Origin of the sequence: Rufibacter immobilis (genome assembly GCF_003721565.1) — a bacterium.
Taxonomy (GTDB): domain Bacteria; phylum Bacteroidota; class Bacteroidia; order Cytophagales; family Hymenobacteraceae; genus Nibribacter; species Nibribacter immobilis.
Genome location: NZ_RJJE01000001.1, coordinates 559,648 through 585,649 on the forward strand (window position 1 = coordinate 559,648; position 26,002 = coordinate 585,649).

A 26,002-nucleotide genomic window follows, 5' to 3' on the forward strand; every position below is an offset into this window, starting at 1 on the left:
TGCAGCCGCAGTAGGGTTGGTGTCGTTGATGGCTTGGCTAACTCAGGCCGAGCCTAGTAGTTTTTCCATGGCGGGCAGAAGTGCCTTTCGTATGGAGTTGCCTGAAGAAGAAGAGCCCCAGGACACAATTAAAAACCAAGGCTATATTCCCTCCAGACGTCCGAAGCTCATTTTTGAGGACCGAAGAGGAGATCCTTTCTCTAACAGATCTACTTTATCTCCGCTGTTGCTGCCTCTGCCCTCTAACGTACAGTTACAGGTAGAGCCAGATGACAGTTTAAAGCGCTTTGAAATCACGGAGCAGATTGGCGGTTATAACTACCGTGATCCCAGCACCATGACTTTTGAGGAGTACTCCCGCTATCAGCAGCAAAAAGCCATCAGGGATTACTGGCGCACCAAGTCTACCGCACTAGATGAACAGAATCCCGCCGCCCCCAGTCGTCGCCTGGTACCTACCATTGACATTGGAGGCCGCACCTTTGACCGTCTATTTGGCGGAAACACCGTTGATATCAGACCAAACGGGTTGGCTACGCTTAAATTTGGAGCGCTTTTCAATAAGAATGAGAACCCGTCTATTCCGCTGCGCCAGCAGAGCATCGGGGATTTTGAGTTTGACCAGAGCATCGCCCTCAATATTGACGGACGTATTGGGGAGAAAATGCGCATTACCGCCAATTGGGACACCAAAGCCAACTTTGACTTTGAGAACAACCTCAAGCTGGAGTATACTGGTTACCCAGAGGAGATCATCCAAAAGATTGAGGCTGGTAATGTAAGTCTTCCGCTCAACAATTCATTGATCTCGGGTGGTCAGAACCTGTTCGGGTTAAAAGCCCAGCTGCAGTTGGGCAAACTTTCTGTGACGGCCATTGCCGCCAACCAAAGAGGAAGCATTGACGCCGTAGACATTCAGAACGGGGCGCAGAACCGTCGCTTTGAGATTCGGGCCGATGAATACGACCGTGACCGCCACTTCTTCCTGGCCCAGTTCTTCCGCAACCGGTATGACCAAGCCTTGCGCAACCTGCCGCTCGTAAATTCAGGCATTGTCATCCGCCGGTTGGAGGTGTACATCACCAATGACAACCGCGCCACCCAAAACCTGAGAAACGTAGTCGCGCTCATGGACTTAGGGGAACCAAATCCTTTCCAGAGCAGATTCAGCAATAATTTACCCGCTGGTTCCGGAGCCGGGAATAACCAGAATAACTTGTATGGGAGCCTTACCAACAGAGGGAATACCCAGGTAGATAACTTTCTGGAAGGATTTGGCCTGCGCAAAACCGTTGACTTTGAACACGTACGGGCCCGCCGCCTGGACCAAACCGAATATAAATTCAACCCACAGTTGGGTTATATCTCCCTTAACGCCGCTCTGTTACCAGAGCAGGTGCTGGGGGTTGCGTTTGAATACACCTTAAACGGCCGTACTTATAAAGTAGGGGAACTGCAGGAAGACTACCAGAACGTACCCGAAGACCAGGTCATCTTCCTGAAGCTGTTACGTGCCACTAATCCTGGCTTGAACCTGCCTACCTGGGACCTGATGATGAAAAACGTCTACTCCCTCAACGCCAATCAGCTGGAGCGGCAGAACTTCCAACTGAACGTAGTGTACAAAGACGATGCTACCGGCGGCGATTTAACCAGTTTCCAGGATGAGTCTAGGTTAAAGGGAATTCCGTTGATTCAGGTTTTCAATCTGGATAACGTGAACACCAACAATGACCCACCCAAAGACGGCAACTTTGACTTTTTAACCGGCATCACCATTGACCCGGAAACCGGGCGTATCTTCTTCCCTCAGGTAGAACCGTTTGGCTCCTACCTCCGCTCCCGGTTTACCCCGGGCACAGAAGACCAATACATCAACCGTTACGTGTTTCAGGAGCTGTATGACTCTATCCTGACAGATGCGCAGCAGTTCTCCCAGAAAAACAAATTCTTCATCCAGGGCCGTTACCAGGCTTCCAGCACAGACGAGATCACCTTACCCGGCATCAGGATCGCCGAGGGTTCTGTGGCCGTCTATTCTGGAGGAACGCGTTTGGTGGAAGGGCAGGATTATCAGGTATTCTATGATTTAGGGCGGGTAAAAATTCTGAACCCTAGCTACCTGAACAGTGCCAGCAACCTGCGGGTAACGTATGAGAAAGCCGACATTCTAAGTGTCCAACCCAGAACATTGTTAGGAGCCCGTTTTGATTACCGGGTAGACAATGACCTTATCTTGGGGGCTACCGTTTTGCACCAGGGCGAAAGACCGTTCATCCAGCGCGTGAACATTGGAGACGAGCCCAGCAACAACACCATTTACGGGTTTGACATCAACTACCGCCGTGATTCCCGGCTCCTTACCCGCCTCACTGATAAACTTCCTTTTTTAGAAACCAAAGCGCCTTCTTCCATTACACTGGGTGCTGAGGTAGCCCAACTGGTGCCGCAGAAAACCAAGTTTGAAGGGGAAGATGGCGTTTCTTACATAGATGACTTTGAGAATGCCAAAACCCCTTACTCTCTGGGTGGTTTCAATAGCAATGCCTGGCGATTATCTGCCACTCCTGCTCCTTTGATCAATGGAGCAACCGGTTTGGCGTATGCCTATAACAGAGCAAAACTAGCCTGGTATACCATTGACCAGATTTACTACACCGCCAACAACCTCCGTCCGAACAACATCACCAGAGAAGAACTGGAAAACCATTACGTGCGCGGGGTCCAGCGGCGGGAAATTTTCCCTAACCGTGACCCAGAAACGAACAACTCCTTTGAGTATACCTTTGACCTGGCGTATTACCCCAGAGAGCGCGGCCAGTACAACTATAACCCTAATGTAAGCAGTGACGGACGCTTCCTAAACCAAGACGCCCGCAGCAACTGGGCCGGTATTAGCCGCGAGATCTCGTTTGACAACAACTTTGACAACGCCAACATTGAGTACCTGGAGTTCTGGATGCTGGACCCTTTCATTAAGGGAGACCGGGGCCGGAGCATTATCACAGGGTTAGATGATGCCCAGAACAGTCTTGATGAAAACGGTAAATTGGTTTTCAACCTGGGGAATATCTCAGAGGACCTCCTTAAAGACCAGCGCTACGCTTTTGAGAACGGTCTGCCTACAGACGGGAATCCTCAGGCTACCGAGCCAACCGCCTGGGGTAGGGTGACCAGGAACCAGTTCCTTACCGATGCCTTCGATAATGAACCCGGCTCCCGCCCTTTTCAGGACATTGGTCTTGATGGCTTGAATGACAGCGATGAACGTGCTTTCTTTCAAGGTGTCTACAGCACCGTAGAAGACCCCTCTGCCGATAACTTCCGTCACCACTTAGACGGCACCTATGATGCTAACAATGTAGGTGTATTGGGTCGTTACAAAGACTTCAACGGCATGGAGGGCAATTCACCGGTCAACAGCAATCTTTCCTCCAATGCCTTTCCAGACAAAGAAGACCTGAACAAAGACAATGTCATCAGTGATCTGGAACAGTACTATGAGTACAGCATTGACCTGCGCCCTAACCGCCTGAACGTAGGCGATAACTACATTGTAGACCGGGTTGATTCTGTAGACGCCGGCGGAAACCGTGTGCGTTGGTTTCAGTTCAGGATACCGGTCCGCAAGCCAACGGGCAACGTGAACAACATGCAGGGCTTTAAATCCATCCGGTTCATGCGGATGTATATGACTCAGTTTGCCCAGCCAGTAGTAGTCCGTATGGTGCAGATGCAGTTTGTGTCTAACCAGTGGCGTACCTACAATGCCATTCTAGCCAACGGCGCACCTTGCGTGGGAGATTGTGATTCTGATGCCTCAGCGTTCAACGTTTCTACGGTTAGCATAGAGGAAAACGGAGAGGTAGACGCGGGTACCATTCCTTACGTGGTGCCACCCGGAGTAGAAAGACAGCGCGATTATTCATCGGCGAACAACCGCCGGCAGAACGAGCAGTCTTTGCAGCTGTGTGTGGAGAACCTGAGGGACTCTTTCAGCAAGGCCGTGTACAAGAACGTGTCACAAGACATGCTCATCTACAAGCGCCTGAAAATGTATGTGCACGCCCAGAGCCCAACCGGCACCCAAGACAATGAAGTAAATGCCTTCGTTAGAATTGGTACAGACTTCACGCAGAACTACTATGAGTATTCTATCCCGCTCAAGATAACCCCGCAGGGAAGTCGGGACCCTTACCAGATCTGGAATGAGCAGAACTTTATTGACATCGCCTTTGAGGAATTTATCAAGCTGAAATCCAGAAGAAACCAGGCAGGCTTCCCTATGAACCAGGTATTTGCAGAAACCAGGGAAGACGGCAAGGTATTTAGAGTGGTAGGTAACCCAGACTTCAGTGATGTGCAAAGCCTCATGATTGGTCTGGAGAATCCGGCTTCCCAAGACAAGTCCTCACAGTCAGTTTGTCTATGGGTGAATGAACTGCGGGTGTCTGACTTTGACCGTACCGCCGGTTGGGCCGCCACCGCCAGAGCCAACGTGAAATTAGCTGACTTCGCCAACATTACCGCCACCGGTTCTTACACCACCGTAGGCTTTGGTGGTATTCAGCAACGGGCAGCCCAACGAGCCCGTGAAACTACTGGTCAGTTTGACATCACCGCCAACGTGGCCGCCGAGAAACTGTTGCCTTCCAAATTAGGCTTAGTGGTACCGGTTTCGGTGCAGTATGGAACCACCATTAGCGAACCTCGCTTTGACCCGCTGGACCGTGATACAGAGTTAGACCTATCGCTGCAGAAGTTTGACGAGGGCAATGAGCGGGAAAATTACCGCAAGGAAGTTGTCAGTCAGACTACGACCAAGAGCATCAACTTGCTCAACGTCAGGAAAGAGAAGACAGACCCAGAGGCTAAAAGCCGTCTGTATGACATAGAGAACCTTTCCTTCTCCTATGCTTACACAGAGGTGCTGCACACAGATATCTCTACAGACCGGAATTTTTCCAAAACTTACAACGGATCTATTGCCTATAACTTCAACAACGCCCCTAAGAGTTATACTCCGTTTGCAGAAGCGAAAGCATTCCAGTCGCCGTACCTGCGGTGGCTGCGGGAGTTCAACTTCACCCTGATGCCTAGCCGGATCTCTATTAGAGCTGACTTAGACCGCCGGTACAATGAAACATTCCTGCAGGGCCGTACCTCGCCGTATAGTTTACCAGACACGGCCGGGTTCATGCCCACGTTCCAGAAAGCGTTCTTCTTTAACCGGATTTATGATGTGAAGTGGGATCTTACTAAGAGCTTGACGCTTGACTACACCGCCACCAACCGGGCAGTGGTAGATGAACCAGACGGCCGCATTAATGAGGAGATAGATACCCTGCGCTGGAAGAATGAGGAGATCTGGCATAACCTGAAACGGTTTGGCCGCAACACCAACTTTAACCAGCTGATTGCGCTCACCTACCGCCTGCCGCTAGACAAGTTCCCACTGACGGACTGGGTCTCCGGCGACGCCCGCTACCAAGCTGGCTTCACCTGGACTTCGGCTTCTACGGCGCTTAGCAGAAATGACACCTTGCAGTTGGGGAATACCATTGAGAACAGCACAGAAACCAGCGTTAGCGGTAAGTTGGATTTGGTACGTCTCTACAACAAGGTCAAGTTCCTGAAGGCCGCCAATGAAGCGTCTCCTAACCCGGGCATACGGCAGCAATCGGTGCGGCCAGGGCAAACTGCGGCGGCAGACACCACGCAACAGCGGGAGAACAAGGTCATGAAAGGTATCCTGCGGGCCTTGATGTCAGCGCGGTCTGTGAATTTTACCTATGCCCGCACCGAAGGAACGTTACTGCCAGGCTTCCTGCCAACGGCTAGAAACTTTGGGTTAGCCGATGGCTTTGGAGCGCCGGGGCTGGACTTTGTGCTGGGCAAGCAGTATGAGCTGGATGAACTATTCAACCGGGCCAACCGCGAAGGCTGGTACACAGACAGCAGCCAGTACCTGAACACGCCGCTGAGTTCATTGAAATCTGTGAACCTCACGGCCCGCGCCACCATTGAACCGTTCAGAAACTTCATCATTACCTTAGACGGGGTCATGAACAAGTCTGAGATAGATGAGGTGTACTACCGCCGCGACTCCGCATTGGTGGTGCAACGCCAGAATCCATTCACGACCGGGTCATACCGGGTTTCGTTCATCTCTATCGGGACGCTGTTTGAATCTGGATCTGGCAATGCCTCAGAAGCATTTGAGAACTTCATCCGGAACCGGGCAGCCATTGCCAGCCGCCTGAACGCCGCTAATCCGGGACCGGGCCTCTACGGCTTGAATTCTCAGGATGTCTTGATTCCTTCGTTCCTGCATGCCTACCAGGGCAAAGACGTGAATAGATTCAAAGCCAAGCCTACCAAACCGTTTGACGCCATTCCGCTGCCTAACTGGAACGTGGTGTACAACGGTTTGTCTACGCTGCCGTTCTTTCAGCAGTATTTCAGTTCGTTTACCCTGAACCACGCTTACCAGTCTACTTATACGGTGGCTAACTTCAGTACCGCGCTGGACTATAGCTTTGCCCCCTCCGGCTTCCCAGACAGAGCCAATGAGCAAGGTGAGGTAATCCCGTATTACATCATTGGCCAGGTATCTATCACAGAAAGCATGTCACCGCTGATTGGCATTAATTTCCGGACCAAAGGCCAGATCACCGGCCGGGTGGAGTACAAAACCCAGCGGAACCTTTTGCTGAACATGACCAACGCGCAGGTAACGGAGAACGGCATCAAAGACGTGGTGGTGGGCATTGGCTACAGCGCCACCAACTTCAAGCTTCCGTTCAAGATAGGCGGCAAGCGCACCCTGGAAAACGAATTGACCATGCGTCTGGACTTCACCATCAGAGACAATGAAACCATTCAGCGGACCATTGCCGTAGACGCAGACGGAAACGAGTACCAGAACAACCTTTCCACCGCCGGGGCGCTACAGGTGCAGATACGGCCTACCATTGACTACGTGGTGAGCCAGCGCCTGAACCTACAGTTCTACTTCACGCAGAACATCAATGAGCCTAAAGTGGCCAACGCGTTCCGGAACACAGTCACCGAGGGCGGCATTCAGCTGCGGTTCAGTTTATCTGACTAAGGCTTGCGGTGCGAACCAAAAAGAATGTAATTTTGAACCAAACTTAAATAAACACTTATGAACTTCCCTGAGGAGCTGAAATACACCAAAGACCACGAGTGGATCCGGATTGAAGGCGATGTAGCGTATGTAGGCATCACTGATTTCGCACAGCGTGAATTAGGTGACATTGTGTATGTAGACATTGACACCTTAGACAAAGACGTAGCTAAAGAAGAAGTATTTGGTACCGTAGAAGCCGTGAAAACTGTTTCTGACCTGTTTAGCCCATTGTCTGGCCAGGTACTGGAGGTGAACGAGAAGTTGGACGGCAGCCCTGAGCTGGTGAACTCTGACCCTTACGGCGATGGCTGGATGATCAGAATGTCTATCTCTAACCAAGCTGAAGTAGCTGAACTTCTTTCAGCCGATGCTTACCGCGAACTGGTAGGCGCATAACATATCTTTAGTGCGCTTTTCCTATTATGCACTGGCGCTGGGGTGGGCAGTATTTATCCTGCTGGGAACATTACTGCCTGCCCAAGCCCTTCCTCCCGCTCCCCAATGGGACTTCCTCACCTTTGATTCATTGGTCCACGCCGTGCTCTTCGGGGGCCAGCTGTTTCTCCTTCTCCTTAGTTTTAAGCGTGATCCTGCCGTTCAACTGACCAAGGGTCTGGTAGCCGGTTCTTTTCTGGCGGTAGTGCTGTATGGTGTGCTAGTGGAGGTGCTGCAAGGCGCTATGGGGCTGGGCAGGGCCGCAGACCCCGTAGATGCCCTCAGCAACACCATTGGCTGTCTCTTGGGCCTGGTTGTTTGGGTTTTGTTTTTCCGCCGGTTTTAGGCTAATTTCAGAAAAACAGGCTCTAAACGCACACATGCAAAAACGGCTTCCTCTCTTCTCCTTCCTCCTTCTTTTATGCAACCTCACCGCCCAGGCACAGGACATGGCCCGGGTCAGGCAAACTATTACAGACTTAGCTGCTCCCGCGCTGCATGGCAGAGGTTACGCCTTCAAAGGCGATAGCCTGGCCGCCAATTACCTGCAAAGCCAGTACGCGGCCATTGGTCTGCGCTCCTTTACCCCCAATTACCGGCAGAACTTCACTCTCCCGGTCAACATCCTAGACAACCGCCTTCAGCTGGAGATAGACGGGAAAGCATTGGTGCCGGGCGTTGATTTTATGGCGCATGGCAGTACCGGAGCCGGGGCCGGCGAAGGCAAAGTCTATGACATTGATACCCTTATTCTCAAAGACATAGACGTAGCCCAACAGTTCCTGACCAATAACCTCCGGAATAAAGTGCTGGTAGTGCACCAACGCCACTTCAGGGAATTACTGGCCCTGCCTGAGCCTTTTCAGCCGCAGCTCAGGAGCGTGGCTGCCGTACTGGTGCGGAACCCGGGGCCAAAGCTGATGGGCACTATAGGCAGGGAGCAGTTGCCGTTCCCGGTGCTGGAAATACTGGAGAAAGCCTGGCCTGCCAAAGCCAAAAAGATAAAATTTGCCGTAGACGCCCGTCTGGAGCCCGGGTACCGAAGCCAGAACCTCATTGGCTACCTTCCAGGCAAAGTAAAACCTGATTCTTTTGTAGTGGTTACCGCGCATTATGACCACCTGGGGCACCAGGGCAAAGATCTTTATTTCCCGGGAGCCCATGACAACGCCAGCGGCACCGCCATGCTTCTGGAACTAGCCCGTTGGTATGCCCAACCCCAGAATACGCCTGACTACTCCATCGTTTTTATGGCCTTTGCCGGGGAAGAAGCCGGTTTGGTAGGATCCCGTTATTATACAGAGCATCCGCTTTTCCCGCTGGCGAACATCAAATTCCTGCTGAACCTGGACCTGATGAGCACCGGCGAGGAAGGACTGATGGTGGTAAACGGAAGTGTGTTCCCCAAACAGTTCTCCATCCTGCAGCAGTTGAATCAGCAGCACAAATTTCTTCCTCAGCTTAAAAGCCGGGGCAAAGCCGCCAATTCAGATCATTACTTCTTCTCTGAGCAGGGTGTTCCGTCTTTTTTCTTCTACACATTGGGCGGTACCACCACAGAGTACCATCACCCGCAGGATAAGCCCGATACCTTACCGCTCACCAAGTTCAAAGAAGTCATGGCGCTTATTCAGGCGTTTGTGATGACGCTGTAGCCGGTAAAACAAAATTGCGTTTAGAGCCTCTTTCCCGAAAAAGAGCCCCTAAACGCAATTCATCTTAAAACATTATATAGCCTTTACCGCACCAGCAGCACCCGCCGGACAACCACTCCTTTGTCTGTATTCAGTTTAATGATGTACAGTCCGCTGGCTCTGCCCTGGAGGGTAAGCTCTAGAGGCTGCCCTTTGGCTTGCCTGGTAACTATTTCCTCCTGTAAGATCTGCCCCAGAGCCGTACAAACCTGAATACTGGAAACAGCCGCCTCCCGCGAAGTGATCACCACCACTCCGGTAGTTGGATTTGGTGTTACTTTTACCGCTTGCTGCGCCAGTTCCTCTGCGGCCCCCAAAGGTGTACCGTCTACCTTCACATCGTCTAAGTAGAGGTTGTTCTCAAAGTCAGTGACGTGCCGGAATTTGATGAGCGCTGTTTTAGCCGAGGCATAGGCAGACAAATCAATGGTTTCCAAGCGCCATTGGGCAGCGGTGGGCACAAACTCATCTTCGGTAAAGTAAGGTGTAGCCGTGGTCAAAGCCTTGTCATACTTTTGGTAAAGGCGCTGGTACGTCTCCCCACAGTTGGTAGAAACCCAAACTTCCAGCGTGTCTGAGAATCCTTGCTCTGAGATGAGCGCATACGCCAACTGGAACGTAAGTTTTGGCGAAGTACGGGAGCTTAAGTCCAGAGGCGGCAGCACCAATTCATCTACCTGCCCATTAACTGGGTATTCACTGTTGCGCATAAACGCCGAGGCTTTTCCGATTTTAGCCGCCATGGTGGTGCGGGCCCAGGTTAAATCTTGTCCTGGGTTGTTGATTGTCCAGCCACTTGGCGGGAACACAGTTCCTTCAAATCCCTCTTGCAGCGGCAGGGCATTTATTTGTACCTGAAAAGCGGCCGAAATCACATCATTGGCGGCGTTGGCGTCTGTGGTACTGTTGTTTCTGGAGATAATGGAAAAGCGGATGGTATGTTGGCCCAATGCTACCGGAAGGGCCGGAATGGAAATAGTGCCGTTCTGGAAGGAGTCAATAGAACCGGTCCAGGCATACGTCTGGGCCGGCGCATTGTCTAGCTGGTACCTTATCTGCAAAGAGGTAAGGGTTTGGCTGCCTCTGTTGCGCACCACTACCTGCGGCGAAAGCGACGTTTCACAGAGTACCGCCCGTGGCGAAACCACCTCTACCAGAGCCGCCTCCAGATCTGGCACCACCGGCGCCGTAGCCCCCAATGAAGATAATATACCGGGGCGGTATTGGGTAAGCGCCTGTTGCATCACATCTTTCTGTCCTATGGTGAACAGGTTCATGCAGGCATCATTGGTGTAGTCCATGTAGTTCATGAACATATCACTGGTGTTGTTGCAACTGGCTTTGGGGAAGCTGGGGCAGCCGGTGTTTTCTTCTTTCTGGGTAGGAGTATCGGCTACTTGATCATCTCCGCACTCCTCATCGCCCCAAATATGGAAGAGATTGAGCCAGTGCCCTACCTCATGGGTTGTGGTGCGGCCCAAGTTGAAAGGTGCCACCGCGGTGCCGGTAGTCCCGAAATACCGATAGTCAATGACCACACCGTCGGTTTCTGGCGATCCTATGTTGGGGAATTGGGCGTAACCCAATACCGCATCTTCGTTTACCTCCTCTGAAAGCCGCACTACCCAGATGTTCAGGTACTGTTCTGTATCCCAGGCATCTTTCCCGCCATAGGCGCTGTACTTCATGGCATCATCTACCTTGAAATCTGCCACGCTGGTTTTGGTGCGGGTAATGCCGGTGGTGGGCTCCCCGTCTGGAGTGCGCTGGGCCAGCTTGAACTCAATTTCAGCGTCGGCGGCTACGTCTTTGAACAGGTCTGGGGTTCTGTTGGCATCGGCGTTCAGCCGCCGGAAGTCTTTGTTCAGGACAGCTATCTGCGACTGGATCTGGGCCAACGAGATATTCTGGGCCGCATTTCCATAGACCACATGCACCACCACGGGTATGGTGATCACACCGCCCAGCGCTCTTCTTTCATTCTGTTTTTTAAAACCTCCTACGCGGGCCTGTTGCTGCAACTGCGCCCTCAGGTTGGGCTTTGTTTTCCCCAGCTGCTCCACGTGCTGCATGGTAGCACAAACCCGAGTTTGCGCCACGGCTACATTTAGGCTCAGGATAAAAAGAAAAAGAACAACACGTATGGTTTGAGCCATGTTTCTGCACGTTTAGGGGGTGTTTTTCAGGAATTAGGCCCAAACCAGCATCTGCTACAAGATGTTGTTCAGCTGCTCTTTGATTTTCTCCAGCTCTTCCTTCATTTCCACCACCAACCGCTGGATGGTGGCATCATTGGCTTTGGAACCTATGGTGTTGATCTCACGACCTATTTCCTGCGAGATGAACGCCAATTTCTTACCAGTTGGTTCAGGTAAATAGACGGTCTCTGTGAAATAATGCAGGTGGTTGACCAAACGCACTTTTTCTTCGGCAATATCCAGTTTCTCAATGTAATAGATCATTTCCTGCTCAAAGCGGTTCTGGTTGAAAGACTCCGAGGAACTGATCTCGGCCAGGTGCCCCTGAATGCGCTGCCTGATCTGCTCTACCCGCGTAGGGTCATGTTTGTCCACCTCGGCCAGCAGGATTCTGATGCGGTCTATATACGAAACAATCTCGGTGGTGAGGGCTTTGCCTTCGTCGGCCCGAAAGGTGTTGAAGTTCTGGATGGCTTCCAGCAGCAACGGCTGCACCTGCTCCCAGGCCACGTCTTCAGACTTGACTTCTTCGGCGGCCTCTGTCTGCAGCACGTCTGGCATGTGCAGGGCCAGCCTGAACAGATCTGGCGACTGCGCTCCCAAGGCTTTGGCGGCGGTTTCCAGTTCCTGGTAGTATTGGGAAAGCAACTCTGTATTGATGCGGCTGCGGGTAGCCCCAGATTTATTTTTACTTACCTCAATAGACAGGTTTATTTTGCCCCTCACCAAGCTCTTGCTCACCGTGTTCCGGATTTCCAACTCCTTGTCTGAAAGGCTGCGCGGCACCCGCACGCTCAAGTCCATGGATTTGGAGTTAAGCGATTTCAGCTCAATGTTAACGGTGTAAGCATCGGTCTCCAGGCTGGCAGACCCAAACCCTGTCATGGATAGTAACATACAATGGCACGTAAAGTGATAAAAAGTAAATTTAGGAAAAAAGCTCCACTCTGCGTCAATTCTGCCTTTCTACGAGTTTCTGTGCCTGAGAAAACTGTGTAGGTTAGGTATTTTCTATATCTTTGGGATATGAAATTTGGAGTTGTCGTTTTCCCGGGGTCCAACTGTGACCAAGATGTCATTGATGCTCTGCAACTAACCACGCAGCAGGAAGTTGTACGCCTATGGCACAAAGACCATGATTTGCAGAACTGTGATTTCATAGTGCTGCCAGGAGGTTTCTCTTACGGAGATTATCTGCGCTCGGGCGCTATTGCCCGGTTCTCGCCCATTATGCAGGAAGTGGTGAAGTTTGCCAACGCCGGCGGATATGTGTGGGGCATCTGCAACGGTTTCCAGATCTTGACCGAGGCTGGCCTTCTACCCGGAGCCTTGCTGCGCAACACCAGCCAGCAGTTCATTTGCCAGAACGTGTACATCACGCCAGAGAACACAGATATTTTGCCTACCACCCTGCTAGAGCCCGGCAAAGCCTACAAAATTCCGATTGCGCACGGCGAGGGACGCTTCTACGCTGACCAGGACACCCTGAAGCAACTGGAAGACAACGGCCAGATCATGTTCCGCTACTGCGATGCCAACGGCGAAGTGAATGAGATCTGCAACTGCAACGGCAGTGTGCTCAACATTGCGGGCATTACTAACAAAAACAAAAACGTGTTTGGCATGATGCCTCACCCAGAGCGCGCCGTTGACCCAGAGTTGAACAACACAGACGGCCGTCTTATGTTTGAAGCCCTTTTACAGGCGACCGTACAGGCATAAGTTCATCGCTTTCCTTTTACAATAAGGTCCCTGATCTATAAAACAGCAGCGCCTCCTTAACCTAAGGAGGCGCTGCTGTTTTATGCCAGTTTTCAGAAAAACGGCCGCTAAACGCATCTTGTGAGAGAATGGGAGGGTTTCTTTAAATGGTTTATGCGAACTGTCTTTCCTCTTACTATAAAAAAACCAGCGCGGGCTCCTTCTGTGAAAGGAGCCCGCGCTGGTTTAGGGTTAATTTCAGAAAAAGAGGCTCTAAACGCTACGCCATTCAAGAAGACGATTAAAAGTCATACCCCATGGAGAAGTAGAACTTAGGTCCTTCGCGCCGCAGGTCTTTCTCGCCCCAGGCCATGTCAAACCTACCGTAAACACCTAACAGAGTGGTGCGGGCCCCAAAGCCATAGCCGTACATGAACGGGTTCCGGAAGTTGCGCACAATTACCTCAAACGGCGGTTTTGGCACGGGCTGCGTGTTCACTGAATTGTCTTCACTGAACGGATTCCCGCTGTTATAGGCAGTACCGGCATCAAAGAAACCAATAAACTGCAGATTCCGGAAGAAGCCCGAGTTGATAGGACCTTCTGACAAGTACTGGAACAGCGGCAGGCGCAGTTCTGAATTCCACAGCACGTACCGGCTACCGCTCCGGGCGTTATAGTTGAACCCGCGCATGGGCGTGGCAAAGTCAAGGTAGAAGAAATCTGAAGGCGGTTGGTTCAGGTCGAAAATGATGCTGTCTTCAGAAGCTCCAATCCAGTTGTTCACCCCACCCAACAGATACCGCTTAGGCGCCGGACCGAAAGAATGCCCGTAGCTCAGGCGGTTAGCCCAAACGAACTCCTTGTGTATTTTCTGGTAGTGGCGCAGGTCTACATAGAACTTGCCAAATCCGCTTTCCTTGTTATTGATGCCGTACATTCTGGTCACCCCCACTTTCATGCGGGTTCCCTCGCGCATGTTCATACCGGTCACCACAGAGTTATCGTAAACCAACTCACCGCCTATACCGGCAAAGTCCATGACCATGTCTGGCTCAAACAGTTCTATGATATTGGTGTACCTCACATTGGAATAACGAGGAAGCACCTTCACACTCAATGCGTTGGTAAGCGGGTAACTGAAGGCCGGCAAAATCTCGTGTTTTCCTAACCGGCCTATTTGGTTTCCTACCATGATACTTTGCTTCTGGTAACCAATCCGGTAGTCATAGCGGTTCTTCAGGTTGGAGTACTCAGCGTAGAAATTGGTGGTCTGCAAATCCGTCACGGCGAAGACGCCTCCCCTTAACCGGTAATCTTCAAACAGATCAGACATGCCCACTTCCATCACAAAACCGAAGCCCAGCAACGGATCTGCATAGATGGAGGTGACCAGATTACTTACCCCAAAGCGCAGGTCATAGGCTTTAGGATAATTGAGTACCAGCGAGTCTGGTTGGGCCATGGCCATGATGGTTCTAGGCTTGGGAGCCGCCACCGGTGGTTTGGCCGGAACTGCCGTACTATCTGTGGCGGTACTGTCTGTCAAGATGGAAGACTGTACCGCCGCCAGAGAATCTGCGGTTGCCCTTGCTGCTATTGCCGCCGCTATGCGGGCATTCTCCTGCTGAATGCGGCGCTGCATGTGTCCCTCCAGTACTTCCTGCCGCTTTGTCTTGAAGCCAGCTTGCGCTACAGCCGGCAACGCCGAATTAGGATACCAGTAGAGGTACTCTTTGGCTCTGTCATTAGCCACAAAGATGAGGTTGCCCGTGCGCGGATGGTAGTCATAGGTTTTGATGTTCTGCCGCCAGTCAGAGACTCTCTCCACAGTGCCTACTTTTATGTTCTGCCGGTAAAGGGACCGGATTCCCGTCTCCTCCCCCAGGTACATGATTTCGTCCTCAGACAAGCCAATGGGCATTACTTCATTGGCGGGGGTATAAGTTAATTGCCAGAAGCGGCTTTGGGTGTTAGCCGGATCATAGAGGTAGATGTCAAAGTTGCTGGCAACAGAGGCAAACTTCCCTTTACTGGACTGCACAGAATCTGCCAACCGATTAGAGCTGAACACAATGCGGTTGCTTGGCCCTGGCAGGAAGGAAGGCTGCAGATCATCGTACACGTCATCGGTTAATTGCCGCACCAATCGTCCACCGCGGTACAGGAACAAATCGCTTTGGCCGTTCTTCACTCCACTGAACACCATCAGCTGCCCATCGTCTGAGAAGTCTAATCCGGTGATCTGGCTGTAAGCATTCATGAAAAGCACGTCTTTGTCTTTCCCCAAGAGACTTTTGAACGTGGCCACTCCCGGAATGTACCGCTTTTCGGCTCCCTGTAATCTTACTTGAAGTTTGCCGCGTCTTACATCTGAAATGCCCAACTGTGTTTCTGACCGCCAGGAAACCAGCGGCACGGTGTTGTCTACTTCCTGGTTGGGCATTTTATAGCCGCCCCGGTACACCATTCGCTGTTTATTGGAGCCCAGTTCACGCACATACACTTTATAGGCGCCCCGGTCATACATCACATAAGCCATTTTCTGACCGCTCGGGCTTAGCGCAGGCTCAGAGTACAGGAAGTTACGGCCATTAGATTTCTTGATTTTGTTTTCCTTGCTGGGCGAAGGTAGTCCGCCTTCTGTATAGGCATTCATTTGGGTATAGTACCCAAACCACTCGCGCGTGAACCGCTTGTAGGGCATGTTCAGGCTACTGGCAATCCCTACTTCAATATCGCGGGTAATGCGGGTAAGGTTGAGAATGTTCTGAATGGCGGAGGCCCCATGGCGTTCTGTGATGTAGTTCCAGATGGCTTGTCCCGTCACTCGTTGGTTGCGGGCGAACAACGGTTCTGAGCGCCTGCCACCGGTTTTCTGGATCATGTCCCGCATGTAGTCATCCATGTCCACGCTCCAACCCTCAGAAATATAGGCCGCAGCACCCGAGATAAACCAGTCTGGCAACCGAAGTAGGTAGTTGCTCTGGATCATTTCCCGGAGGCTGCCGCCGTACATCATATCAGAGATCAGCAGTTCTGTGATGTTGTACGTCATCTGCCGCTTGTATTCCGTCTGCGATCCTTCAAACGCAACTTCAATCTTGCTCTTCACAAAAAGCACGTCATTGCCTCCTTTGTACGGATCGTCTATGAGCCCTATGTTGCTCTGCTTCATGTCTGAGACAGAGTTATAGACAATAAGCGTTATCTTGGAATAAGGGTAATACCCAATAAGAGAAGTAATTCTTTTCAGTTCTTTCTCAGCGTGCTCGGCGGCATTGCGGGCAAGCTCCCGGCCACCCTGGGAGTAGTACACATTGAAGTTCTGGGTGCTGTAGTACTCCCAGTTGAATCTTTTGTACTGGATGCGGTTCTGCCCGAAGTCATCTGGCGCCGTGGCCTGCCCCACAGACAACAGCGGCATACCTAAGCCCAACAGCACAAACAAGAATTGGCAGACGCGTGTAAAACGAGTAGAGATTAGACTCATATGTTTGACGTAGATGCTACATACATTGATAGATACCGGGCAATGTTCACTTCAGGCCACAGAGGGGTTTGCTGCTCAAGCATAGAAACAAACTGTTGTGCCAGTAACGGCGCCATCAAGACTCCCTTGGAACCCATACCGTTAAAAATGCCGACCTGTGGTTTCTCCGGGTGAATACCTATCAAAGGCTTCCGATCCCGTACCGCTGGCCTGATGCCCACATATTGCTTTGTCACGGTAAAAGGTTTCTTCAGAATATCCTTTGTTTTGGAGGTAAGCTCTTCCCTTGCTTCTGGCGTAAGCTGTTCGTTTACTTCTCGCCAATTGTAAGTGGCCCCTATCCGGTAGTGCTGTTGCCCTATAGGCACAACGTAAACGGCTTTGTTATAGATATATGAAGCGTCAAAATTGGGCACATTTATATCTAAAATTTCACCTTTGTTCAATGAAAAAGGCAGCCAGCCGAAATAAGGATTTTGTGCCGCCTGCGCGCCCTCACAGAAAATAATCTTTTTAGCTTCTACGCCTTGGTAACGTACCCCATGGGGCATTAGCTCTAACTGGCTCACCTCAAAAGAATCTGTCCGAAGCCTTCCTTGTTTTTGGAGTTCTTCTTCCCGCAGTTGCAGGAAAGTACGCAGGGCAATATACCCTCCGCGCTGAATGAGCAGCCCGCCTAATTCCTGATGAACGTATTCAGAGAGCGGTAGTTGCAGATGCGTGGTTTCAATATAATCATCCCAAGCCGTATTTGTGCTTTTCCCCATCCAATTATTTTGCTCTTCGGGTGTGGAGAATAATTTCAGAATAGGCTTGCGGTGGAACAGCGGCGTCTGGTACCGTTCTTCCATGCTTTGGTAAAAAGAACTGGCGGCGGGCAGAAACGCATCTACCTGCCAGCTCTTGGCAAAACGTTTTCCGGCCACCGGGTTGATGAGTCCGGCGGCCACCCGGGAGGCAGCATTCGCTTTGGGTACATCAAATACCAACGCCGTTTTACCGTTCTCTTCCAGAAAACAGGTAAGAATGGCCCCCGCCAGGCCGTGTCCTACTACCAGATAATCATAAATCATACGGCAAGGTACGGCATGTGCCGCTGAAATATGTAACTTAGAGCCTGCAAAAAAGATGTCTCATTATGTCTGCCACTGGTCTGCAACTAAAAAGCTTTACGTTCAATCCTTTCTCAGAAAACACCTACGTGCTCTATGACCATACGCAGGAGTGCGTTGTCATTGACCCGGGGTGTTCCAACAAACAGGAGCAGCAGGAACTGCAGAGCTTTATAAGCGCCAATTCTCTGAAGGTAGTACGTCTGCTGAACACGCATTGTCATATTGACCACGTGCTGGGGAACAAGTTTGTTTCTGATACCTACGGTGTTCCGCTGGAGATACATGAGGCCGATCTGGAAGTACTGAGGGCGGTACCAACATATTCTACCGCCTACGGGCTTCCTCAGTACCAGGAGGTATTGCCAGAGAAATTCCTGACGGAGGGCGAGAATATTCTTTTTGGGGAGACCGAGCTGCAGGTTTTGTTTACGCCCGGCCATGCACCTGGGCATGTGGTGTTCTACCACCAGGAAAGCAAAAACCTGATTGGCGGCGATGTTCTGTTCCAACGCAGCATTGGCCGTACAGACTTACCTGGCGGCGATTACGCCACCCTTCTTGAAAGCATCCGCACTAAATTGTTCTCTTTGCCAGATGAAGTGGTTGTACACCCAGGCCACGGCCCCTCCACCACCATTGGCGAAGAAAAAGCCAGTAATCCGTTTTTGAGCTAATTTTAGAAAAACGGCCCCTAAACGGACTTTACCTCACTCTATGAAGACCCACATTCCTAATTTTATTACCTGCCTGAATCTGCTCTGCGGGTGCTTGGCTATCTACTTTATTTTTCAGCAAGACCTTATTACGGCCGCATATCTGGTAGTTGCGGCAGCGGCGCTGGACTTCATGGATGGCATGGTGGCACGTGTTTTACATTCCTATTCAGAAATAGGCAAACAATTGGATTCTCTGGCAGATATGGTCTCCTTTGGGGTGGTACCGGGCGCCATGATGCTACAGCTTTTAACCAGAAGCATAGAAACTGCCTCTGCGTCTGCCAATTTCCCTGAATGGTTACCTTTTGCAGGGTTTCTTATCACCATTTTCTCTGCATTGCGCTTGGCCAAGTTCAATATTGACACCCGGCAAACCTCTTCCTTTATTGGCGTACCCACTCCGGCCTGCACTCTGTTTGTGATCTCTCTGCCCCTCATCATGGCTCATGATGACTTCGGGTTGACGGGCGTTATCCTTAATCCGTTTGTTCTACTGGCCATTACGGTGCTGTTTTCTTACCTGCTCATTGCTGAGTTGCCATTGTTTGCCCTTAAATTCAAGAACATGGCCTGGCAAGGGAACCAAGTACGGTTTATTTTCATGGGGCTTTCGGTTCTTTTCTTTGCAATATTTAACTTTACTGCCATTCCGTTGAATTTGGCCATTTACATTCTTTTATCATTTTTAAAACCCTCTTCGTTATGAAATTCACTGCCGAAATTGATATCATGCCACATGCAGAACTGTTAGACCCACAAGGGAAGGCTGTGATGTTGGGTTTGGAACATTTAGGTCTGGAGCAGGTAGCTGATGTAAGAATTGGCAAACACATTCGTTTACAGTTAGAAGCGGAAAATGAAGCCGCTGCTGCCCAAAAAGTAGAAGAGGCTTGTAAGAAATTACTGGCCAACCTGATTATGGAATCTTTTTCTTACCGCCTCACGGCCAACTAGGCATTACCCTCAGACAGGCTCTCTTACTGTGGAGCCTGAACCTATGGGAATGCGCCTGTGTTGCGGAGTAGCCTTTACCCGCGTACATGCATTATGTAAGAAAGCTTCTGTTTGCCGCAGCTATATGGGTAGCTGCGGCTTCTGCTTCCTGGGCTCAGACTCAGGGAAGCCGCACCGTATCCTGGCGAACTGCTTCGGGCAATACCTCCTCCCTTGCAGACACCGCTCCCACCCTTCCTACTTTTGAAGAAGCCGCTTACCAGGGCAAGGAAGAAATTTCTTACTATGTCCTGTCTTTACCCAATACGGCAGTGGCTATCTTTAATTTTACGGCCATTGAATACGCTCCTTTAACAGCGGCAGAATTGCGCTCATTTCCAAAAAAGAGCCTCAAAACGGAAATCACACCTTTTGTTAGCGTAGGTACAGCCAATCGTGTGCCTAATTCTGTGGTGGTGTTTCAGCCTTTCAGGCTTAACCCAGCAACGGGAGTCGTGGAGAAAGTGATTTCTTTCCGCTACCAATACACTACTGGCAACAATCATAGAAAAGCAAGCCAAGACCGTTCCCGCCGCACTTACAGTACCCGCTCCGTATTAGCATCTGGAGAGTGGTATAAAATAGGTGTTCCGTCTACAGGAATCTATAAATTAGACCGGGCGGCTCTGCAGGCAATGGGGATTAATGTCCAATCTCTGAACCCACGCCATCTGCGCCTGTACGGCAATGGCGGCGGTATGCTTCCGCAAGCGAACACCAGCCCCAGAGCAGATGATCTGGTAGAGAATGCCATTTGGATAGAAGGAGAGCAAGACGGCAGCTTTGACTCCAATGACTATCTTCTCTTTTATGGGCAGGGGCCTCATACGTGGTCAGTGAACACCACAACAGGCCAGACACCCTTTACTCACTCTATTAACCTATACAGCGATACTACCTACTACTTTTTAACGGTGGGTGCTAGTCCGGGCTTGAGGGTAAATCAACAGGCCGCTCCTGCAGGATCATTCCCTATTGTAACTACTTATGATGAGCGTTGGCACCATGAAGTAGATCTTAGAAATATGGTCAATTCGGGCCGGGAGTGGTATGGTGAAGAATTCTCCGCCTTTACCTCACAGCAGACCTTCACCCTTCCAGCCCCTGATTTAGTGCCTAATAGCCCTATATGGGTTACTTCGGCGGTTATGGCCAATTCACCGGAGGGCAGTGCCTTTTCCGTGCGATTAAATAATACAGCCTTAGGTACTCATTCCATTACGGGCCGTGGTTCCCATAACTACCATAGCCAAGGAGTAAACCATATGCTCTACTTCTCTCCAAACGTAAGCTCACTTGCCTATACCTCTGACCTTTCACTCTCTTATTCCTATCAACCCGGCACTAGTTCTTCTGCCGCTGGCTATCTAAATTATTTCACCATCTCAGCTCAGCGCCAGCTAATATTTTCCGGCAATCAGATGAGCTTCAGGTCATTAATTAGCAGAAAAAACACGATTAGTACGTTTCAGTTAAGCGGTGCTGCACCCCAGTTACAGATATGGGATGTAAGCAATCCGCTTTTACCTGAGAAGCAAGCAGTTTCTATCTCTAACAACATTGCTACTTTCTCTGCGAATAGCCAGCAACTGCGCGAATACATTTCCTTCCAGGGTAATGCTTTTCCGGCTCCTGCCTTCATAGGTAAAGTGGCCAACCAAAATCTCCATAGTCTTAATATGGATGGAGAGCTTGATGTCCTCATTATCACGGCGCCTACTTTTGCTGCTCAAGCCCAACGCTTGGCCGATCATAGACGCACCCGTAGCGGACTACAGGTAGAGGTGGTCTCTTTGCCTACTATCTATGAAGAATTCTCTTCTGGAAGCCAAGACATTACGGCGCTGCGTGATTTCCTTAAAATGGTCTATGAACGCAGCAAAAAGCAAGGAGATGATCTACTTCAGGTAGTGCTGCTTGGAGATGCCTCTTTTGACCCTAAACGCAGAGTACAGCAAAACACGAATTACGTGCCCATTTATGAGTCGCGCCAGTCTCTTGACCCTATCCTCAGCTATTCCTCAGACGACTATATTGGGTTTCTGGATGATGAAGAGGGCGAGTGGTCTGAAGTGGATTTCTCCCTTGCACATCAATTGGATATTGGCATAGGCAGGTTACCTGTTAAAAGCCCTTATGAAGCAGATCTGCTCATAGACAAGATCATTCGTTATGAAAGTGATCAGACACTGGGTAACTGGCGTAAACGGCTTATTTTCCTAGCTGATGACGGTGATGGGAATGAACACTTAAATGATGCAGATTATCTGGCAGAATATGTAGAACGTACCACTCCTGCCTATCTCCCGCAGAAACTTTATCTGGACCTGTATCCTCAAGTCTCTGTTCCTAATGGGCAGCGATCACCGGAAACAAACCAGGCATTACGGAACGCTATAGAAAAGGGTGCTCTGGTCACTAACTACACCGGACACGGTAACGCCATAAGTTTAGCAGATGAGCAAATCTTGACCATCCCAGAAATCCAAAGCTGGAAAAACTCAAACAAGCTTACCTTCTTTTTAACCGCAACCTGCGAATTTGGCCGCTATGACGATCCTAGACGGGATTCTGGGGCTGAAACTGCTTTATTTTACCCAGAAGGGGGGGCAGTTGGCTTACTAACTACTACTCGTCCGGTTTATTCAGATGGTAATCGCGCGCTTAACACCAACTTCTTCAACTACTTATTCACCCCTCTTACCAATGGTTCTATGCCTACCTTAGGGGCACTGATGAACAAGACCAAAAACACTAGCTTGTATGGAGTGAATAATAGGAACTTCGCGCTTTTGGGTGACCCCAGTATGCGGCTTGCCTATCCAGAATTAGAGGTGGCACTTACTAAACTTAACGATAAAGCTTTTGTTCATTCCCAGACCGATACTCTTAAAGCCTTATCTACCGTTCGGTTAGAAGGTATTGTTAGAAATGGACAACTGCAAACAGTTGCTGATTTTCAGGGGCAGGTTCATCTTACCGTGTATGACAAACGTGCATCGTTAACAACATTGGGTGATCAGAACCCAACGCGCCAAGTCTTGGCTAGGAATAACGTGCTTTACGATGGTTTGGCCACTATAAAGAATGGCATCTTTGAAATTGCCTTTGTAATACCTAAGGACATCAATTACCAAATTGGGGAAGGTAGTGTTCAATTATATGCCTCTACCTCTTCCAGAGATGCACTTGGAGCTGTCTCTGTCCCTGTTGGAGGAGCTGATGCCGATACTCAAGCAGATAATATCCCTCCCCAGCTTCAGCTTTTCATGAATGATGAATCCTTTGTCTCAGGGGGGCTCACCGGAACAGATGCTACTTTATTGGCCCTCCTTTATGATGAAAGCGGGATCAATACTGCCGGCTCAGGTATTGGCCATGAGCTAACCGCCATTCTGGATGAAAATTCTTCCGCTCCCATCATTCTAAATGAATTCTATACCGCCAATGTAGATTCTTATCAATCTGGGAAGGTGCGTTATGCACTAAAAAACTTGTCTGTAGGCCCACATACACTTTCCTTCAAAGCCTGGGATACTCACAATAACTCCAGCACTTCTAAAATTGAGTTTATAGTAGCTTCTTCAGAGAAATTGGCTCTTGACCATGTTTATAATATTCCTAACCCTTTTCTGGATAAAACCACTTTCCACTTTGATCATAACCGTCCGGGGCAGGAGCTAGATATACTAATTCAGGTTTTCACCGTATCAGGTAAACTAGTAAAGACTATGCACCGTTTTTCTGACGGGAATACCCATTTCTCAGGCCTTACTTGGGATGGCCGAGACGACAGCAATGATATTTTAGCCAAAGGTGTATATATATACAAAGTGAATGTTCGTTCACGACAAGACGGCGCTAGTACATCTCGCTATGAAAAGTTAGTTTTACTTAAATAATTTAGATCAGATACAACAACCTCTACCGCATGAAATGCACTTTTTTACTTTCTAAGGTCTTTGTCCTTCTTTTTGTATGCCTATTCAGTTATTCAGTTAAGGCACAAAACGCTATTGGACAGAATCTGGAGTATAGACCTATCACAACGGCTGTACCCGTGTTATTAGTTGCCCCAGATGCCAGAGCTGCTGGTATGGGCGATGTTGGTGTTGCTACTTCTCCAGATGTAAATTCTCCTTATTGGAATCCAGCAAAGCTCGGCTTTGTGGAATCTGATTTTGAAGCCTCAATATCTTACTCACCTTGGTTAAGGAATGTAGTAGATGATATGTATTTAGCTTATCTGTCTGCATACAAGAAGCTAGCTCCTAACTCTTCTCTTGCTGTATCATTCCTGTATTTTGATTTAGGGGATATTGTATTTAATACTGGACCAGATGATAGAATGCCTTTTAATCCTAAAGAATATGCAGTATCAGTATCTTACGGGCAGAAGCTTAGTCAGAATCTCAGTTTAGGTATAGGAGCTAGATATATCAGATCTAATTTGGCAGGTAATACAAATGTGACCAATACTACTGGACAAACCTTTGAATCTACTCCTGGGAATTCTGCTTCTGTAGATCTAGGAATCTATTATAATAAAGATTTAAGCTTAGGAGGGAAAAATATAAACTTAGCTTTGGGTGGTAATATTTCTAATGTTGGAGGCAAAATTTCCTATTCTACTGCAGGTCGAAAAGATTTCTTGCCAACAAACTTACGTTTAGGAACTGCCATTACGATGGAACTTGACCCTTATAATAAAATAACATTAGCGATAGATGGGAATAAGTTATTAGTACCCTATACACAACCAGATGATCCTTCTGTAAATGATCAAACCAATGTCTTTTCAGGTATTTTCAAATCATTCACTGATGCCCCGGGTGGGGGTAGTGAAGAATTGAGAGAAATTGCTCTTGCCACAGGTCTAGAGTACTGGTATGACAATATGTTTGCTGCTCGTGCAGGATACTTTTTTGAAAACGAACAAAAAGGAGGTCGTAAATACTTATCTATGGGTTTAGGTATCCGCTACCAGAAATTTGGAGTAGATGCAGCTTATTTAGTCCCAAATGAGCAGAATAATCCGTTGGCACAGACACTCCGCTTTTCACTCCATTTTAAATTAGACGGAGCAGAATAAAAAATATGCATCTTAATAGAGCTATAGCGCCTGCCATTGCAGAGTTAACTACTGAACTTTCTATTTTTCCTGAAATAAAAGTACTTCCTAATGGAGCAAGATTACATATTTCTAAAAATCAGGTTCAACCCATAGTACGGGTTGAATTTGTTTTTAAAGCTGGTAAATGGTACCAACCCAAAGCTGGAATAGCCTCTCTGACCGCTAAGATGTTGAAAGAGGGTACTCTACAATATTCAGCAAAGCAAATAGCCGATTTAGCAGAGTATTATGGTGCCTCTCTTGATGTCTCCCACGGATTTGATAGAGCAAGTGTAACTTTATATTGTCTATCCAAATTTTTACCTACACTTCTCCCCCTAGTATTTGATGTAATTATAAACCCATCTTTCCCAGAGAAAGAATTTGAGCTAGTGAAGCAACGGGTAATTCAGACGCTTTCAGTTGATAAACAAAAGAACAGCTACCTAGCTACTGAGGCCTTCACTACAGCTTTATATGGTAAAAACCATCCGTACGCTACCTATATATCAGAAGAGGATATTATAATTATCAATATAGACGAGGTAAAGCAATTCCATAAGACTTCCTACAACCTTGCCTCTTCTGAGATATTTATAACTGGTGATACTTCTGAAGAAGCAATTCAAACTATAGAGGATTATATGTCTTCCTTTACTCAAGAGAATAACGCCCAACAAAATATTGTAGCTTCTCCTAGTTCAGAAACGATCATTGAGGAAAAGACATCTAATGTCATGCAAGCTTCTCTAAGGATTGGGAAAGAATCTATATCTCCGTTACATTCAAATTATCCGGCTCTCTATTTATTGAATCACACGTTAGGTGGTTACTTTGGATCCAGGTTAATGAGAAACATTAGAGAAGACAAAGGCTACACCTATGGCATCTATTCTTCTTTATCGCATAAGGAGAAAGGCTCTGCCTTCATTGTTGGAACCGACATAAAAGGCGACAAGATAGCAGAAACTTTAGATGAAATATCTAAAGAAATACAAGCACTACGGATAGAACAAATAAGTGAGGAAGAGCTCGCGACAGTTAAAAAGCATCTAGAAGGAAAGTTTCTATCTGATCACTCCACTATCTTTGATAAGATGGATCGATACAGGTCTAATATTCTACTAGACTTGCCTGCCGAATTCTATACTCAGCTACTTGAACGTATTCATACATTATCTCCCATAGAGCTACAAGAAGCTGCTAGTAGATATTTACAAGAGGAAACATTGTTTCAAGTAGTAATTGGAGGCAGTAAAGCATAAATAAGCCTTACACAGTTTTTCGCAATCTCATTTATTGAAAAAGGTCGAGGCTCACCTGCTATTTAGGTGAGCCTCGCCCTTTTTGGTGGATAAACGATGTATGCTCCAGAAAAGCACTTAGACCTT

General features: G+C 49.0%; 15 protein-coding genes. 11 read left to right on the forward strand and 4 right to left on the reverse strand.

All coding sequences use genetic code 11. The features are described 5' to 3' along the window. Nucleotides 1–91 precede the first annotated feature (91 nt). Genes sov through EFA69_RS02375 form a run of 4 tightly spaced genes read left to right on the forward strand, consistent with a single transcriptional unit; the run spans nt 92 to nt 9,243 of the window. Nucleotides 92–7,111, forward strand: a complete 7,020-nt coding sequence (sov, locus tag EFA69_RS02360; protein ID WP_245964471.1) for a T9SS outer membrane translocon Sov/SprA — start codon at nt 92–94, stop codon at nt 7,109–7,111. Between the two features lie 57 nt (nt 7,112–7,168). Then, nucleotides 7,169–7,549 carry a glycine cleavage system protein GcvH gene (gcvH, locus tag EFA69_RS02365; RefSeq protein ID WP_123131462.1) on the forward strand — a complete coding sequence of 127 codons (381 nt, stop codon included), beginning with the start codon at nt 7,169–7,171 and terminating at the stop codon, nt 7,547–7,549. 10 nt (nt 7,550–7,559) lie between these two features. After that, nucleotides 7,560–7,934 carry a VanZ family protein gene (locus EFA69_RS02370; protein ID WP_183906659.1) on the forward strand — a complete coding sequence of 125 codons (375 nt, stop codon included), beginning with the start codon at nt 7,560–7,562 and terminating at the stop codon, nt 7,932–7,934. A 34-nt stretch (nt 7,935–7,968) separates the two neighbouring features. Next, nucleotides 7,969–9,243, forward strand: coding sequence for a M28 family metallopeptidase (locus EFA69_RS02375; protein WP_183906660.1), 1,275 nt, complete (start codon nt 7,969–7,971; stop codon nt 9,241–9,243). 83 nt (nt 9,244–9,326) lie between these two features. On the opposite strand, the gene EFA69_RS20645 is transcribed toward EFA69_RS02375, so the two are convergent. Together EFA69_RS20645 and EFA69_RS02385 are read right to left on the reverse strand one after the other, a co-directional pair. Continuing rightward, the gene (locus tag EFA69_RS20645) at nt 9,327–11,438 is read right to left on the reverse strand and encodes a M43 family zinc metalloprotease (RefSeq protein ID WP_148041231.1); all 2,112 of its coding nucleotides are present in this window, start codon (nt 11,436–11,438) and stop codon (nt 9,327–9,329) included. A gap of 54 nt (nt 11,439–11,492) precedes the next feature. Then, the gene (locus EFA69_RS02385) at nt 11,493–12,377 is read right to left on the reverse strand and encodes a YicC/YloC family endoribonuclease (RefSeq protein ID WP_123131466.1); all 885 of its coding nucleotides are present in this window, start codon (nt 12,375–12,377) and stop codon (nt 11,493–11,495) included. A 129-nt stretch (nt 12,378–12,506) separates the two neighbouring features. Between EFA69_RS02385 and purQ the strand changes: the two genes are divergently transcribed. Continuing rightward, nucleotides 12,507–13,202, forward strand: coding sequence for a phosphoribosylformylglycinamidine synthase subunit PurQ (gene purQ, locus EFA69_RS02390; RefSeq protein ID WP_123131467.1), 696 nt, complete (start codon nt 12,507–12,509; stop codon nt 13,200–13,202). A 280-nt stretch (nt 13,203–13,482) separates the two neighbouring features. On the opposite strand, the gene EFA69_RS02395 is transcribed toward purQ, so the two are convergent. Both EFA69_RS02395 and EFA69_RS02400 read right to left on the reverse strand, forming a co-directional pair. Then, nucleotides 13,483–16,674: a hypothetical protein gene (locus tag EFA69_RS02395; RefSeq protein ID WP_148041232.1), complete on the reverse strand. Its 3,192-nt coding sequence runs from the start codon at nt 16,672–16,674 to the stop codon at nt 13,483–13,485. Beyond that, on the reverse strand, nt 16,671–17,747 hold the full coding sequence (locus EFA69_RS02400; protein ID WP_123131469.1) for an NAD(P)/FAD-dependent oxidoreductase: 1,077 nt from the start codon (nt 17,745–17,747) through the stop codon (nt 16,671–16,673). Before EFA69_RS02400 ends, EFA69_RS02395 begins: the two co-directional genes overlap by 4 nt. Before the next feature lie 65 nt (nt 17,748–17,812). Here EFA69_RS02400 and EFA69_RS02405 point away from each other — a divergent pair, with 65 nt between their 5' ends. From EFA69_RS02405 to EFA69_RS02430, 6 genes are all read left to right on the forward strand, one after another. Next, nucleotides 17,813–18,463 carry an MBL fold metallo-hydrolase gene (locus tag EFA69_RS02405; protein WP_123131470.1) on the forward strand — a complete coding sequence of 217 codons (651 nt, stop codon included), beginning with the start codon at nt 17,813–17,815 and terminating at the stop codon, nt 18,461–18,463. A gap of 40 nt (nt 18,464–18,503) precedes the next feature. Then, the gene (gene pssA, locus EFA69_RS02410) at nt 18,504–19,211 is read left to right on the forward strand and encodes a CDP-diacylglycerol--serine O-phosphatidyltransferase (RefSeq protein ID WP_123131471.1); all 708 of its coding nucleotides are present in this window, start codon (nt 18,504–18,506) and stop codon (nt 19,209–19,211) included. Then, nucleotides 19,208–19,459: a phosphoribosylformylglycinamidine synthase subunit PurS gene (purS, locus tag EFA69_RS02415; protein WP_123131472.1), complete on the forward strand. Its 252-nt coding sequence runs from the start codon at nt 19,208–19,210 to the stop codon at nt 19,457–19,459. The genes pssA and purS overlap by 4 nt, the downstream gene beginning before the upstream one ends. 86 nt (nt 19,460–19,545) lie before the next feature. Continuing rightward, entirely contained in the window at nt 19,546–23,400 is a 3,855-nt protein-coding gene (gene porU, locus EFA69_RS02420; protein ID WP_123131473.1) for a type IX secretion system sortase PorU, read from the forward strand. A 29-nt stretch (nt 23,401–23,429) separates the two neighbouring features. Next, a complete protein-coding gene (gene porV, locus EFA69_RS02425; protein WP_123131474.1) occupies nt 23,430–24,590 on the forward strand; it encodes a type IX secretion system outer membrane channel protein PorV in 1,161 nt (386 codons plus the stop codon). Nucleotides 24,591–24,595: 5 nt separating this feature from the next. Next, nucleotides 24,596–25,876 carry a M16 family metallopeptidase gene (locus EFA69_RS02430; RefSeq protein WP_123131475.1) on the forward strand — a complete coding sequence of 427 codons (1,281 nt, stop codon included), beginning with the start codon at nt 24,596–24,598 and terminating at the stop codon, nt 25,874–25,876. Nucleotides 25,877–26,002: the final 126 nt, after the last annotated feature.